Genomic DNA, 13,842 nt, shown 5'->3' on the forward strand with positions numbered 1-13,842 from the left:
TCAGAGCTCCGGGGCCCAGAAGGGCACCGAGGTGACGACGATCAATGACGAGAAGATCACGGTGCCGGGCGACAAGCCGGCCGCGCTGTTCTTCTTCTCCGTCGGCTGCGGCGAATGCGCCGGCGGTGCCGAGTCCCTTGCCAAGGCGGGCAACGAGCTGAACGGGAAGGCCAACGTCCTGGCCGTGGACATGGACCCGGCCGAGTCGCCCCAGACCATCCGCCAGTTCCTCGACTACATCAAGGCCCCCGAACTGCCCGCGGTCATCGACACCGGCGCCGCCCTCTCCCAGAAGTACAAAGTCGCCGCGCTGTCCACCCTGATCGTCATCGACCAGGCCGGCAAGGTCTCCTTCCGGGCCACCGACCCCGGCCCCGAGGCGATCCAGACCGCCTTGGAGAAGGCAGGGGCGAAGTGACCGGCCTGCTCCCCCTGGCCTTCGCCGCCGGGATGATCGCCCCGGTCAACCCCTGCGGGTTCGCCCTGCTACCCGCTTGGATCACGTACACCCTCGGCGACGCCGACACCTCACCTTTGCCCGTACGCCTGGGCCGCGCCCTGCGCTCCGGAGCGGCCCTCACGATCGGCTTCGCCGGCACTCTCGCCGCGGCCGGGCTCGTCGTCAGCGCCGGAGCCCGCGCCCTGATCCAGGCCGCCCCCTGGCTGGGGATGGCCACCGGGATCGTCCTGCTGCTGCTCGGCCTGGCCATGCTCGCGGGCCGCTCCCTGACCCTTCGGCTGCCCGGTACGCCCCGCCGGGCAGCCGAAGGCCCGCCCACCGCCCGCCGCATGCTCGCCTTCGGCGCCGGCTACGCCGCCGCCTCCCTGTCCTGCACCTTCGGCGTACTGCTCGCCGTCATCGCCCAGGCCCAGGCCCAGGCCACCGCCGGCTACGCCGGAATGCTCCTCGTCTTCGCCGTGTACGCCGCCGGATCGGCAACCATCCTGCTGCTTATCGCTGTTACCACCGCGGCGGCCGGGACCGCCCTCACCCGGCGCGTCACGGCGCTCGCCCGGTACGGGCCGCGGATCACCGCCGCCGTCCTCCTCGTCACCGGCGCCTACCTCGCCTGGTACTGGTACCCGGCCGCCACCAACGGAACCGTCTCCACCAGCGGCGGCGGCCTTGCCCGTTTCTCCGCCTCCGTCTCCACCTGGGTCCAGGCCCACACCACCCTGTTGGCCGTGCTCGCAGCAATCGTTGTTCTCGCCGTGACCGCCCTCGCGCTCTGCCACCGCATTCGCTCCCGGAGCCGCGTGCGGACCACGGTGAAAGCTCGACACGACGACGCGCCGCAGCCCGTCCCGGCCGCCACACCCTCCGACCGGCAACGGGGATCCGGCGGCCACTGCTGCTGACCTCGCCCACGACAGGACCCCACCAGAAAGCACGCGATGAGCACCACGCCCACCATTTCCAAAGGGCTCGCCGCTCGTTGGGTAACGACACGCCGTCCACCGCATCTTCGCCGAAGCGGACACGGCTGACGGCTCGGCCCGAGCCCGGACGTACGAGGTGGAGCCTGCGGCTCTACAGGCCCACGGACTTGAGAATGTTCAGCACCGAGCGGCATGTGCATCCCTGTGGCGGCGTGGGCGGCGCCCAGCGGATGAACTCCACCCGCGCACCGGGCCATCCAGCCTCCGGCCCATCTCCTGCTCGCTCACCCCCACGTCCGGTGAAGCGAGAACGCTCCCCCGAACCCTGAACCGTTGTCCGCGTCACGCAGGCAAGGACGGCAGGCGGGTGGTGAAGGTGGTGCCGTGACCGATCTCGCTGTCGACGGTGAGCGTGCCGCCGTGCGCGGCGGTGAGTTCGGCGGCGACGGCCAGTCCGATACCGGAGCCGTCGGCGCGGGCGGTGCGGCTGCGGAAGAAGCGTTCGAAGACACGGGGAAGGTCTTCGGACGGGATTCCGGGGCCGGTGTCGGCCACGCGCAGCTCGGCCCAGCCGTCCTCCTCCCGCAGGGTGACGGTGACGGTGCCGCCCGCGGGGACAAACTTCAGGGCGTTGGTGAGCTGGTTGGTGACGATCTGCCGCAGCCGCACCGCGTCGCCGTCCACACCCACTTCGGCCAGCTCGGCGTGCACGGTGAGGCCGGCCTCGGTGAACCTGCTGCTGAGGCCGTCGATGGTGTCGCGTACGAGGTCGGTCAGGGACACGTGCTTGCGTTCGAGGGTGAAGGCGGCGGCATCGGCGGAGGCGAGGGTCTCGAGGTCGGCAATGAGCCGGCCCAGGCGCAGCGTCTCGTCGTGCAGGGAGGTGATGACCTCCGGTGTGGGTTCGCGGACGCCGTCCTGTACGGCTTCCAGCTCGCTGCGCACGATGGCGAGCGGCGTGCGCAATTCGTGGGCGACGTCGGAGGCGAACAGGCGGCGCAGTTCGTCCTCCTTCTCGACCCGGTCGGCCATGGTGTTGAAGGCGGTGGCCAGTTGCCCGATCTCGTTGTCGGGGGCCTTGGTCACCCGCCGGTCGCGCTGCCCGGCAGCCAAGTCCTTCGCGGCGCTGGTGAGTTCGGCGATGGGGGCGGTGGCCCGGCGGGCGGTGTAGAGGCCGACGCCGAGTGCGATCAAGCCGGCGGTGAGGGCGCCCGCGATGAGCAGGCGGTTGACGGACGCCTGGAAGTCCTTGTCGACGGCCGGGATCACGCCTCGGGGGACGCGGACCTGGAGGGTGCCGACTCGCTCTCCGTCCACAGTGACTGGCAGGCTGCGGGGCGGGCCGAGGGGGCCGGTGCCCCTCATTTCCCGGTGCATGGCCAGGGTGGCGGCGTCCACGTCGGCGTCGGCGAGCGACCACACCCGGTTGCCGGCGGGGTCGAGCAGTTCCACTTCGGAGCCGGTCATGGTCACGGTCGGCCCGAGTTGGTTGAGCGTCGCGGGGTTCCAGCCGTCCTCGCGGTTGTAGTCAGCCACGAACCAGCCGATGAGCTGCTGTTGCTGGACGCGCTGCTGCGCGCCGAGGTAGTCCTCGAAGCGCGCGTTGAAGGCCGTGTTGACCAGTACGGCGGTCAGCACCGCCGTACCGATGCCCAGGGCGGCGAACGCCAGGGCGAGGCGGCGGGCGAAGCGGCCCCGCAGCAGGCCCCGCAGCGGATTACGCATCACGGTCGATCCCGAGTTTGTAGCCGACGCCGGGCACGGTGACCACCACGCGGGAAGGCGGGGTGTCGCCGAGCTTGCGGCGCACGTTCTTCACATGCACGTCAATGGTGCGCTCGTACGCCTCGAAGGTGTGGCCCTGGACGCGTCCGACCAGCTCCATGCGGGTCCAGGCCCGTCCGGGGCGGGAGGCCAGGGCTGTCAGCAGGTCGAACTCGGTGCGGGTGAGCTCCACCGGCCGGCCGTCGGCGAGCACCTCGCGGCGCTCGGTGTCGATCCGCAGCCGGCCGCCGCCGTAGGAGACGGCTTCCGTGGTCTCGGCGCGTGCGCCGCGGGCGCGGCGCAGCACCGCTTCGACGCGGGCGACGAGCTCGCGCGGGCTGAACGGTTTGACGACGTAGTCGTCGGCTCCGGTGCGCAGCCCCATGACTCGGTCGTTTTCGCCGGCTTTGGCGGTGAGCATGACGATCGGCACGTCGCTGGTCTTGCGCAGCAGCCGCGCCACCTCCTCCCCGGGCAGGCCGGGCAGGCCGAGGTCGAGGATCACCAGGTCGGGGTGGGCGCCGGCCGCCAGGTCCAGGGCCCGGCGGCCGTCGGCGGCCTCCAGTACGGCGTAGCCGTCGCGCTCCAGATAGTCGCGGACCAGGGCACGCAGCTTCGCCTCGTCATCGACGACCAGCACGGTCGCGGTCACCGGCGCACCTTCTTTCCCACAATGGTGTGTGCTCGCTCGTTCATCATGCGCCCACCGAGACCTGGGCCTGTGCCGCCAGTGGGCGGGGCGCCGCGGGGTTGCCCGGGGTGAAGCGGCGCAGCCGGTTGGCGTTGCCGACCACGGACAGGGAGGACAGGGCCATCGCGGCGGCGGCGATGATCGGGCTGAGCAGCCAGCCGGTGAACGGGTAGAGCACGCCGGCCGCGAGCGGGATGCCGATCGTGTTGTAGACGAAGGCCAGGAACAGATTCTGCCGGATGTTGCGCATGGTGGACCGGCTCAGCCTCACTGCCGTGACCACACCCCCGAGCGCGCCGGAGACGAGCGTGACGTCGGACGCCTCGATGGCCACGTCGGTGCCGGTGCCGATGGCGAACCCGACATCGGCCTGGGCTAGCGCCGGGGCATCGTTGATGCCGTCCCCGACCATGCCGACCCGCTTGCCCTCGTCCTGCAGGCGTCGGATCTCGCGCGCCTTGTGCTCGGGCAGCACCTCGGCGAACACCCGGTCGATGCCGACCTCACGGGCGATGGCCTCCGCGGTCCGCCGGTTGTCGCCGGTGATCATCACGACCTCCAGGCCGAGGCGCTTCAGTTCGGCGACGGCGGCGGACGAGTCTTCCTTGACGGTGTCGGCTACCGCGATCACTCCGGCGAGCCGCCCCTCGACCGCCGCGAAGACCGGGGTCTTGCCCTCGGCGGCCAGCCGGTCCGCGTCCGCCTGAAGCGGATCGGAGTCGATACCCGCCTCCGTGAGCAGGGCGGACTTCCCGACCAGCAGGCGGCGCCCGTCGACTGTGGCGGCGATGCCTTTGCCGGTGACCGAGTCGAACTCGCTGACCTCAGCAAGCTGAATGCCGCGGTCGGCCGCACCGCTCACGATCGCCTGCCCGAGGGGGTGCTCGGAGGAGTTCTCGGCCGAGGCGACGAGTCGTACGAGATCGGCCTCGGCGAACCCGCCCACCGGGACGACGTCGGTCAGCGCCGGACGGCCCTGGGTGATGGTCCCCGTCTTGTCCAGCACGACCGTGTCCAGCCGGTGGGCGGTCTCCAGCGACTCGGCGGAGCGGATGAGGACGCCCGCCTGAGCGCCCTTGCCGGTGCCGACCATGATGGACAGCGGTGTGGCCAGACCGAGCGCGCACGGGCAGGCGATGATCAGCACGGCCACGGCGGCCACCAGCCCCAGAGTCAGGGCCGGCTCGGGACCGACGATGAACCATGTCGCGAACGAGGCGATGGCGATGAACACCACGGCGGGGACGAAGTAACTGGCGACAAGGTCCGCGATCCGCTGGATGGGCGCCTTGGATGCCTGCGCCTGCTGCACCAGCCGGACGATCTGGGCGAGCATCGTGTCCGCGCCGACCTTGGTCGCCTCCAGACGGAAGGCGCCAGTCTGGTTGATGGTCGCTCCCACGACCTCGTCGCCGACGGTCTTGGTCACCGGGATCGACTCCCCGGTCACCATGGACTCGTCCAGGGTGGAACGGCCCTCCACGATGACCCCGTCCACGGGGACCTTCTCCCCGGGGCGTACAACGACGATGTCGCCAGGCTGGACCTCCTCAACGGGTACTTCCACCTCCGCGCCGTCCCGTACGACGCGAGCGGTCTTGGCCTGCAGGCCCAGCAGTTCACGGATCGCCTGCCCGGTGCCCGCCTTGGCCTTCACCTCGAACAGCCGGCCAAGCAGGATCAGGGTGAGGATGACCCCGACCGCCTCGTAGTAGACCTCCCGCACCCCCGTGGGGAGCAGGCCCGGCGCCACGGTGACCAGCAGGCTGTACCCGTACGCCGCGCAAGTGCCCAGCGTGATCAGGGAGTTCATCTCGGCGCTGCGGTGCCGCAGGGCGAGCCACCCAGTGCGGTGGATCGGCCAGCCGGTGTAGAACATCACCGGCGTGATCAGCGCGAACTGGAACCACCGGTTGAGCAGCAGATCCGGCACCTCGACGCCGAAGAACTCGTGCAGCATCACCGCCACCACGACCGGGAGAGACAGGACCGTTCCGACGAGCACCCGCCGGGACAGATCCTTGATCTCTGCCTGCCGTTCGGCCGCCTCGGAGTCGCCCTGGTCCGTATCGCCGGGCGCGGACGCGACCAGCTCCTCCTCGGCGACCACGGACGGCGCCGCTTCCCCGCTTCCGGGGCCGGGCTCGACCAGCAGTGTGCCGTGCACCATGTTCATCCCGCAGGCGAAGCCGAACCGGCCCGCCTTCTCGGGGACGAACTCGGCCGTGGCCTTGCCGAACGCGGGCAGCGCCTTGGCGAGGCCGAAGTCGGGGAAGACGACGCGGGAGGTGCAGTCCCCGCTCTCGCGCCGGTCGAAGACCAGGCGCACGGGAACGCCCTGCCGGACCCGGATCACATCCGGGGAGTAGCCGCCCTTCACCGTGATCTCGATCTCCTGGACGCCGCCCTGGAGTTCAGCCAGCCGGGTCTTCTTCGGTCCCAGGAAGTACCAGGCGAGCAGCGCGATCAGCCCGCCCGCTCCGATCAGAACCGCGATGTCCGCCGCGTTCATGACGCCGTCCTCTCCATGTGGCCCCCGACCTCGTAGCCGGCGATCTCGTACCCGGCGGCCTCGACCGCGGCCACGATGCCGGGCAGCATCGCGGCTCGCTCGAAGGCAGCCGTCATCGTTCTGCCCTCCAGATCCACTCGTGCGGTGGACACCCCGGGCAGGGCACCGACAGCACCCTTGAGGGTCTGTCGGCAGTCGCCGCAAGAGATCCCCGGGACCGACAAAGTGATCACATCCGACATGCTCGTCACTCCTCCCTCCAACTCGGGTCAGCGGTGCCGGAACAGCACCTTCATCAGCTCGTCGTAGACGAACGGGTCATCGCCCTTGATCGCGTCACTGACGCACCGCTCCAGGTAGTTGCGCATCACCTGGCGGGACACCCCGTCCAGCGCCTTCTGTGCCGAGGCGATCTGATCGAGCACGTCGACGCAGTAGCGGCCGTCGCGGATCATCCGGGAGATGCCTTGCACCTGACCCGAGATCTTGGCCAGCCGCACCATCGCGTCGTCCGCGGCCTTGGGGCCGATGAACTGCTGTTCTTGATGAGTCTCGCGGTTCGCCATGTCGTACCTCCTCGACCGCACTCCTGAAGCTACGCCTACCCCCCAGGGGTAGAAAAGCGCCCTTATCGGGTTATCCGGGCGTCGGCGTGAGCGTCTCGCGGCGTGTTTGCCCAGGTCAGCGGCGATGACACGCCGGTGGTGACGGGGCTGGGGCGGGCGCGAGCGCACAGAGCCCCCACATCGCCGCTTCATGGCCCCTTCACAACGCCTGCTTAGCGTCGAAGGCACACAGAGCCCCAGTACCCGGCAAGGCAAGGAGCGCCCCGATGATCAAACGCAGGACGATTGGCCTGGCGGCGGCGGCTGCCGTGCTCGGCGGTCTCGGCGCGTACGGCGCCACCGCCGCGTTCGCCACGACCGAGCCCCCCACCCCCAAGCCCAGCACGACGCAGAGCGACTCCGGCGAAGGCGGCACGGAGGCGATGATCCGGCACTGTACGGATCAGCTGCCGGCCGGCGAACGCGCCAAGGCGCGCGCGCAGATGGAGAAGATGATGTCCACGATGCCCGCCGACATGACGTCGATGATGCCCAAGGACATGAAGGGCATGGAGGGCATGATGTCGGGCGCCGACGGCATGTCGATGAACTCGATGCCGGGCGGCGCGCCCCAGGACGAGCACCACGGCATGGGCTGATCCCGCCCCCTGGTGGCACTCGGTGGCGCGCCACCGCTCATTCCCCGCCGGGCCGGTCCCCCGAGTCCACGACCGGCCCGGCGGACCTTTCCCCTCGCTCGACCAGCCCCTTCTTCTTCGCCCCTCGAAGTGATGTGACCTGATGACCCTGGCCTACCTGCCAAGCCCACCGAGCCCGTACCTGAACCTCGGCCCGCTCATGCTCCACTGGTACGCGATCATGGTGATCCTTGGAGTGATCGCCGCCGTCGCGATCGGCCAGCGCCGGTGGAGTACACGCGGAGGCTCTGCGGGCACCGTGCTGGACGTGACGATGTTCGCCGTGCCGTTCGGCATCCTCGGCGGTCGGCTCTACCACGTGATCACCAGCTGGCAGCTGTACTTCGGTGAAGGCCGCAACCCCGTCGAAGCCCTCTACGTGTGGCAGGGCGGCCTCGGCGTCTGGGGCGGCATCGCGGGCGGGGCACTCGGTGCCTGGATCGCGGCCCGACGGCGCGGCATCGACTTCGCCGCGTTCGCCGACGCCGTCGCCCCGGCCGTACTGGTCGGCCAGGCGATCGGCCGTATCGGCTGCTGGTTCAACCAGGAGCTCTACGGACGGCCCACCACCCTGCCCTGGGGCCTCGAGATCGACCCGGCCAACCGGCCCGCCGCCACTCCGGACGCGGCTACCTACCACCCCACCTTCGCCTATGAGGCCATCTGGAACCTCGGCGCCGCGGCCGTCGTGATCTGGGCCGAGCGGCGCTTCCGTCTCGACCGGGGCCGCGTCTTCGCCCTCTACGTCGCGGCGTACACCGCCGGGCGCGGCTGGATCGAGATGCTGCGCGTCGACGAGGCCAACCACCTCCTCGGCCTGCGCCTGAACGTATGGACCAGCCTGCTGTTGTTCACCGCCGCCGTCGCCTTCCTGTACCTGCGCCGTCCATCGCGCCGGGCCGTACTTGCCGCGAGCGCCGAGCAGCGCACCACACCTACGACTCCCCCCCGCCCCGGCCGCTGACCAGAACAGGCCCCTGGCCATCGAGACGCGGAGCGCGGCGGCCGAGCCGACGCCGGAGAACGACACCGCCCACGCTCGTCCCAGCGAACAGGCCACCACTCCCCGGAGGAGCCCATGAGCCAGCAGCCACAGCGCCTGCGAGGCTTGGGAAGCACCCGATCAGCACGCGACAGCATCCTGCTCTACACGCTGCTCCCGCTCGGACTGCTGCTGGTCGCCATCGGAATCCTCGGCGCCACCACCGGCTTGACCGTGGTGCCGTTCGATCCGCACCACATCGGCACCCAGGTCGTCGGCCTGGTAGTCGCCTTCGCCGGCGTCCGACACTGGAAATAGCAGTCCCCAGATGCCGCGCCGGAGACGCACATGGGCAGCCCACCGCGTGCTCATCGATCCTTCACAGCCCCCGCCTAGCCTTCGCTGTATAACGCCTTTCCGGTCAAGACCGGATATGTAGAGACGCTCGGAGAATCCCATGTGCCTGAACAAGAAGGTGCTCATCGGCCTCGGCGTCGTCGCCGTCGGCCTGCTCCTGCTCAAGCCCGCCTGGATGGTTGCGGCACTGCCTTTGCTGATCCTCGCCATCTGCCCGCTGAGCATGATCCTCATGATGCGCGGCAAGAAGGACGGCCAGGGCTCCTCCTGCTCCACCGGCACGCAGAAGACCGGTGCCGCCACGACCAGCGAGACCGACAAGGAGATCAACGCCCTCCAGGCCGAGCTGCGCTCCCTGAAGGCCGCACAGGCCGCACAGGCCGAGCAGGAGGCCGCCGCCGCCGAGCGGTTCAAGAAGCACCTGTGACCCGGCCGGTCCGATCGCTCCGGGCAGCGCACCTGCGCACGCTGCCCGGCGAGGCATGACGGTTCGCGGTCATCCGTAGGAAGCACCAAGGGGGCGCAGGAGAGACCAGGGACGAGCCATGGACGGCACACCTGCCCGGGGAACGGCGGGACGTTGCAGGCCCGTGCGAGAAGACCTGGGCGCCCATACCCTCGGCGCGCTGGAGCCCGAGGAGAGCGCGCAGATCAGCGCCCACCTTGCCGCGTGTCCCGCCTGCCGCGCCGAGCACGCTGAACTCGCGGAGGTGGCCGCGCTGCTCTCCGCCCTCCTGCCCATGAGGACTACAGGCCCGGGCCCTGAGCCCGCGCCCCTCACGTTCGGACGAGGCAAGGGCGCCCGAGGGGAGGCGTGATGAGCGACCAGTACGCCTACGGTCTGTGGGCCATGGTGGTCATCAACACACTGCTGGTGGTGATCTTCGCGGGGAGTTTCTTCCATCCGAAAACCGGCAGGGACTGGCGGGTCCTGGGTGGCTTCTCCGCCTTCGCGGTGGCGCTGTTCACCGAGATGTACGGCTTCCCTCTCACCGTCTACCTGCTGGCGGGACCGCTCGGCAACTGGTTCCCCAACCTCGGGCTCAGCCACGCCCAGGGGCACCTGTGGAACGACCTGATCGGCTGGAAGGCCGACCCGCACTTCAGCCCGTTCCACCTCGCCTCCTACGTCATGATCATCATCGGATTCGTTCTCATCAGCTCCGGATGGCGGCATCTGCTCGCCGCGCAGAAGGCGGGCCGCCTGGCGACCTCGGGTCCGTACCGGCGGATGCGCCACCCGCAGTACACCGGATTCCTCGCGATCATGGTCGGGTTCCTGCTGATGTGGCCGACCCTGCCCACGCTGGTGATGTTCCCCGTGCTGGTCTGGGTCTACCGGCGCCTGGCCCGGCGCGAGGAGGCCGAGGTCGCCGCCCGGTTCGGCGTAGCGTGGACAACGTACGCGGCCAGCACGCCACGCTTCCTGCCGTCCCTGCGACGTCGGCCTCCTGCCGACGAACATTCCGGCGGGCCGACGGAACACGGACCGGTCCACAGCGCGGCGAAGGAAGACCCAGCGGCACGTCCGAAGGCGCGATCGCGCGCCGACGGCCCATAAGTCATCGAACTCCGTGTAGTTCCGCCGCTGTTCGTAAGGAGCAGACGATGTCCGAGACCCTCTTGGTCGTCCTGGTACTCCTGGCCTGCCCCATCGGAATGGGCCTGATGATGTGGTACATGGGGCGATACATGCACCAGAACAAGCCACAGAAACCGGCCGACACCCGCGCCGACTATGCCGCGCAGTCAGCCGAGGCCGTCCGCCTCCAGGCCGAGATCGACCAGCTCAAGGCCGCCCGGCGAGACGCCGCAGGCCAGAGCAGGCCGGCGGCCCCGCCCGGCGACGATCCCTCTGCCCCCTGACGGGCTGCCGCATCGGACGGGGCCCTGCCTGCGGGCAGGGCCCCGTCCGATGCTTCCCGGCCGGCGACGCGCGGGCGTTGCCGCCCGCGCCGCGTGGTCAGTCGGCGGGGCGGGCCTGGTAGTCGCCGGCCCGCTGTACCGCTGCGACGAGTTCGGCCATGTCCACGGCGGCGTCTTCCTCAAGCCGGACGACGGTACGGCCCGAGCGGAAGTCGGTGCCGGCCATGCGGACGCCGGGGATCTCTTCCAGCTCGTCGTCGATGGACAGCCCGCAGCTGGTGCAGTGCATGCCCTCGACGCGGAGGACGATTGAGGTTCCCCCGGCGTGCGGGAGGTGCTGATCAGCTGGTCAGGGCGGGTTGACGGGGTTTCAGGTTCGTTCGTTCGGCCGTTGCCCGGTCGGCGTAGTGTTTCTCCTCGAACTCGACGGGGCTGAGGTAGCCGAGCCGCTTCTGGATGCGCCGGGAGTTGTAGAAGCCGTCGATGTACTCGAAGAGCGCGAGGTTGGCCTCGGCCCGGGTGGTGAAGGTGCGGCCGCGGATGCCCTCGGTTTTGATGATCATCCAGAGGTTTTCCGCGAGGGCGTTGTCGTACGAGTCACTCGGCTGCGCCGTCCGGCTGGGCGGGCACCCGGCCATCGGCCGCAGCCGCGGCGGGCGGACGGGGCATGTTGCGCAGGGTTTTGGTGATGGTGCTGCGGGCGTATCCGGTGCGCTCCGCGATCTCGGTGGGTCCGATGCCGGCAGGCTGGGCGAGCCGCAGGGCCTTGCGCAGGGACACCTCGGCGTCGTCGGCGGCCTCGTTGGCCTTCGCACGGTCCGCCGCCGCGGTGGCCAGCGCCCGGTGGGCGGCGGCGCGGTGTTCGTTGAGGCTGTTCATCACCCCGGGCCGCCACACGATCACCGCATCGGGAAAACGGCGCTTGAGTTCGGCCTGGAGGTCGACGGCGCCGACCGGGCTGTCCACGGGGTACGCGGCAAGGTCGGTGGGCTCCTCACCGAGGCCGTCGTCAGCCCAGTCGAGGAGGGTGCCGTCCTCGGCGCGTACCTCGATACGCCACTGTCCGAGGGTGTCGATCCCGAAGTCGACCCGCTGCGGCCTGGGGACGTCAACGGGCGGGACTGTGCCGGGCACAGTCTTGTCGTACATGAACTTGGTGTAGTCGATGCCGCCCCCGGGCGGACTCTGACTCTCCTCGGACACCTTGTGTCTCCCCTCATCAATCCGGTGGCCACCGTACGGCGGAAGCCGTCGGCCCCGGACGTGAACGCGTCGATGCCCTCCGTTCGAGGGGGATGCGGTTCTCATAAATGGCCAAATGAGAAGCAGCGGCGGCGAGCCGTCGGGTGTCCGAAATGTTCACCCTCCACGTTCTCAATCGGCTTCTTGGAATGCTTTCTTGAAACGTCGTCATGGCTGTAGCTTCTGAGGCGTGAATGACGAGGAGTTCGACGCCCCCGGTGCCATCGAGCGCCAGCCCTGCCCGACCTGTGACGCGCCCGCCGGCTCGGCGTGCCGCACCGGCGCGGGGAAGACCGCGGCGAAGTACCACACCCGCCGCCTCCAGCTCGTGCCCCGCGTGGCCGAGGAACTCCACGTCCTCACCCCGCCCGACCGCGGTCCCGGCAAACGCTGGGTGCTCGGGCCCGAGCCTGGCGCGCACGTGCCCGCCCAGGCCTCACCCCTGGAGGCGGGGATCACCGCAGTCCGCATCGGCTACGCCCGCTGCTCGACCGCCACCCAGGAACTCCAGTCCCAGCTCGACGCCCTCACCCCGGTCTGCTTCGAGGTGTTCCACGAGAAGGTCTCCACCCGCGTCAAGGTCTGGCCCCAGTACGAGAAGGCCGTCGCGATGGCGGTCCGCTTCAAGACGCTGCACCCGGGCGTGCAGGTCATCCTGACCGTCCACGAGTTCCGCCGCCTCGGCCGCGGCACCGACCTGCTCGTCACCGTCGAGGACCTGCGCAAGGCCGGTATCGCCCTGGAGTTCCTCACCGGCCCCATCACCGGCCTGTACGACCCGGCCGACCGGCACGGCCAGGGCGCGATCCTCTTCGGGGTGCTGGCCGCCCTCTCCGGCGCCGAGCGCACCTACACCCGCGAACGCACCCTGGAAGGACAGGAATCCGCCCGCAAGCGCGGCCGCACCGGCGGCCGGCCCCCCTCGCTGGACGCCGACCAGATCGACTACGCCCTCGCCCTGCGCGCCAAGGGCACCCCGATGAAGGAGATCCAGCAGAAGACCGTCATCACCCGGGGCAAGCACAAGGGACGCCATCCCAGCCTGCCCACGCTGTACCGCACCCTCGCCGAGGCCGGGCAGGACACACCTACGTGAGGGCGCCCGGCCACTACGGCACGCCGCCCGCAACGTTCCGCGTCACCCTCCAGTTCGAGAAGGACGGCCCGTCCTCCAGCGGATGGTGGACCGACCCCGCCATCGCCGAGCGGAAGTTCACCGAGTGGCTCGGTACTTACGGCTCGCTCGACCACGTGCTCCTCACAGACCGTCGAGGAGAAGGCCGATGGGGAGAGGCTGGCGAAGACCTGGACCAAAGAGCACGGCGAGGTATCCGGCCCGGCATGAAAGCCGCTGGTCAAAGCCATGGATGCGGAGACATGATGAGTCCGTTCATCTGACACGTACCGACGAGAGGACCCGGCCGCCATGGCACTTCCCCCGCTTTCCCCGGAGCAGCGTCGAGCCGCGCTCGACAAGGCCGCCGTAGCGCGACGCGAGCGGGCCGAGGTCAAGGACGCCCTCAAGCACGGCAAGCTCTCGCTCGCTGACGTGCTGGCCGACCACACCGAGTCCGTCGGCAAGATGCCGGTCCACTCGCTCCTGGCCGCGCTTCCCGGCATCGCCAAGGTCCGCTCGCTTCAGATCATGAAGGAACTCGGCATCTCCGAGAGCCGCCGCGTGCGCGGTCTCGGCAGCAACCAAAAGGAACTTCTTCTCGAACGGTTCGCGCCGCAGCGCTGACCGGCCGCGCCCTGTCGGTGTGGGCCTGTGTCCGGCAGGGTGGACACGTCCGTCAGAACGATCA

The 13,842-nt window shown here is 69.9% G+C and carries 19 protein-coding genes; 11 read left to right on the forward strand and 8 right to left on the reverse strand.

Translation table 11 applies throughout. The features are described from left to right. Both SZN_RS20965 and SZN_RS20970 read left to right on the forward strand, forming a co-directional pair. Positions 1–418, forward strand: a 418-nt coding sequence (locus SZN_RS20965) for a TlpA family protein disulfide reductase (RefSeq protein WP_007498306.1), incomplete at its 5' end; no start/stop codon positions are given. Beyond that, the gene (locus tag SZN_RS20970; RefSeq protein WP_007498308.1) at positions 415–1,359 is read left to right on the forward strand and encodes a cytochrome c biogenesis CcdA family protein; all 945 of its coding nucleotides are present in this window, start codon (positions 415–417) and stop codon (positions 1,357–1,359) included. The genes SZN_RS20965 and SZN_RS20970, both read left to right, overlap by 4 nt. Positions 1,360–1,722: 363 nt before the next feature. Here SZN_RS20970 and SZN_RS20975 read toward each other — a convergent pair whose 3' ends face one another. The 5 genes from SZN_RS20975 to SZN_RS20995 are packed head-to-tail and all read right to left on the reverse strand — an operon-like array spanning position 1,723 to position 6,913. Then, positions 1,723–3,105: a sensor histidine kinase gene (locus tag SZN_RS20975; RefSeq protein WP_007498310.1), complete on the reverse strand. Its 1,383-nt coding sequence runs from the start codon at positions 3,103–3,105 to the stop codon at positions 1,723–1,725. Continuing rightward, positions 3,098–3,796 (reverse strand): response regulator transcription factor, encoded by a 699-nt coding sequence (locus SZN_RS20980; RefSeq protein WP_007498313.1) that lies wholly within the window; start codon positions 3,794–3,796, stop codon positions 3,098–3,100. The genes SZN_RS20975 and SZN_RS20980 overlap by 8 nt, the downstream gene beginning before the upstream one ends. A gap of 43 nt (positions 3,797–3,839) precedes the next feature. Next, on the reverse strand, positions 3,840–6,347 hold the full coding sequence (locus SZN_RS20985) for a heavy metal translocating P-type ATPase (RefSeq protein WP_007498315.1): 2,508 nt from the start codon (positions 6,345–6,347) through the stop codon (positions 3,840–3,842). Further along, positions 6,344–6,589, reverse strand: a complete 246-nt coding sequence (locus SZN_RS20990; RefSeq protein ID WP_007498317.1) for a heavy-metal-associated domain-containing protein — start codon at positions 6,587–6,589, stop codon at positions 6,344–6,346. Before SZN_RS20990 ends, SZN_RS20985 begins: the two co-directional genes overlap by 4 nt. Positions 6,590–6,616: 27 nt before the next feature. After that, complete coding sequence (locus SZN_RS20995) at positions 6,617–6,913, reverse strand: metal-sensitive transcriptional regulator (protein WP_007498319.1); 297 nt, start codon at positions 6,911–6,913, stop codon at positions 6,617–6,619. 266 nt (positions 6,914–7,179) lie between these two features. On the opposite strand from SZN_RS20995, the gene SZN_RS21000 reads away from it, so the two are divergent. The 7 genes from SZN_RS21000 to SZN_RS21030 all read left to right on the forward strand — a co-directional run bounded on the left by SZN_RS21000 (position 7,180) and on the right by SZN_RS21030 (position 10,795). Beyond that, positions 7,180–7,551, forward strand: a complete 372-nt coding sequence (locus tag SZN_RS21000; protein WP_007498321.1) for a hypothetical protein — start codon at positions 7,180–7,182, stop codon at positions 7,549–7,551. Between the two features lie 142 nt (positions 7,552–7,693). Next, entirely contained in the window at positions 7,694–8,554 is an 861-nt protein-coding gene (gene lgt / locus SZN_RS21005; RefSeq protein ID WP_007498323.1) for a prolipoprotein diacylglyceryl transferase, read from the forward strand. A 144-nt stretch (positions 8,555–8,698) separates the two neighbouring features. Beyond that, a complete protein-coding gene (locus SZN_RS21010) occupies positions 8,699–8,890 on the forward strand; it encodes a hypothetical protein (RefSeq protein WP_043732138.1) in 192 nt (63 codons plus the stop codon). Positions 8,891–9,029: 139 nt separating this feature from the next. Then, positions 9,030–9,356 carry a DUF2933 domain-containing protein gene (locus tag SZN_RS21015; RefSeq protein ID WP_007498327.1) on the forward strand — a complete coding sequence of 109 codons (327 nt, stop codon included), beginning with the start codon at positions 9,030–9,032 and terminating at the stop codon, positions 9,354–9,356. A gap of 163 nt (positions 9,357–9,519) precedes the next feature. Beyond that, entirely contained in the window at positions 9,520–9,747 is a 228-nt protein-coding gene (locus tag SZN_RS21020; protein WP_007498328.1) for an anti-sigma factor family protein, read from the forward strand. Beyond that, complete coding sequence (locus SZN_RS42725; RefSeq protein WP_007498329.1) at positions 9,747–10,490, forward strand: methyltransferase family protein; 744 nt, start codon at positions 9,747–9,749, stop codon at positions 10,488–10,490. Before SZN_RS21020 ends, SZN_RS42725 begins: the two co-directional genes overlap by 1 nt. Positions 10,491–10,537: 47 nt before the next feature. Continuing rightward, positions 10,538–10,795: a hypothetical protein gene (locus SZN_RS21030; RefSeq protein WP_007498330.1), complete on the forward strand. Its 258-nt coding sequence runs from the start codon at positions 10,538–10,540 to the stop codon at positions 10,793–10,795. Between the two features lie 97 nt (positions 10,796–10,892). On the opposite strand, the gene SZN_RS21035 is transcribed toward SZN_RS21030, so the two are convergent. From SZN_RS21035 to SZN_RS21045, 3 genes are read right to left on the reverse strand one after another with little or no spacing between them, the layout of a single operon-like run. After that, positions 10,893–11,105, reverse strand: a complete 213-nt coding sequence (locus tag SZN_RS21035; RefSeq protein WP_043732142.1) for a heavy-metal-associated domain-containing protein — start codon at positions 11,103–11,105, stop codon at positions 10,893–10,895. 31 nt (positions 11,106–11,136) lie between these two features. After that, a complete protein-coding gene (locus SZN_RS21040) occupies positions 11,137–11,358 on the reverse strand; it encodes an IS3 family transposase (protein ID WP_043732144.1) in 222 nt (73 codons plus the stop codon). A gap of 34 nt (positions 11,359–11,392) precedes the next feature. After that, positions 11,393–11,998 carry a helix-turn-helix domain-containing protein gene (locus tag SZN_RS21045; RefSeq protein WP_007498333.1) on the reverse strand — a complete coding sequence of 202 codons (606 nt, stop codon included), beginning with the start codon at positions 11,996–11,998 and terminating at the stop codon, positions 11,393–11,395. Between the two features lie 229 nt (positions 11,999–12,227). Here SZN_RS21045 and SZN_RS21050 point away from each other — a divergent pair, with 229 nt between their 5' ends. Next, the gene (locus SZN_RS21050) at positions 12,228–13,133 is read left to right on the forward strand and encodes a recombinase family protein (protein ID WP_007498334.1); all 906 of its coding nucleotides are present in this window, start codon (positions 12,228–12,230) and stop codon (positions 13,131–13,133) included. 330 nt (positions 13,134–13,463) lie between these two features. Beyond that, the gene (mihF, locus tag SZN_RS41500) at positions 13,464–13,778 is read left to right on the forward strand and encodes an integration host factor, actinobacterial type (RefSeq protein WP_007498335.1); all 315 of its coding nucleotides are present in this window, start codon (positions 13,464–13,466) and stop codon (positions 13,776–13,778) included. The last annotated feature ends 64 nt before the right edge of the window (positions 13,779–13,842 follow it).

Origin of the sequence: Streptomyces zinciresistens K42 (assembly GCF_000225525.1) — a bacterium.
Taxonomy (GTDB): Bacteria; Actinomycetota; Actinomycetes; order Streptomycetales; family Streptomycetaceae; genus Streptomyces; species Streptomyces zinciresistens.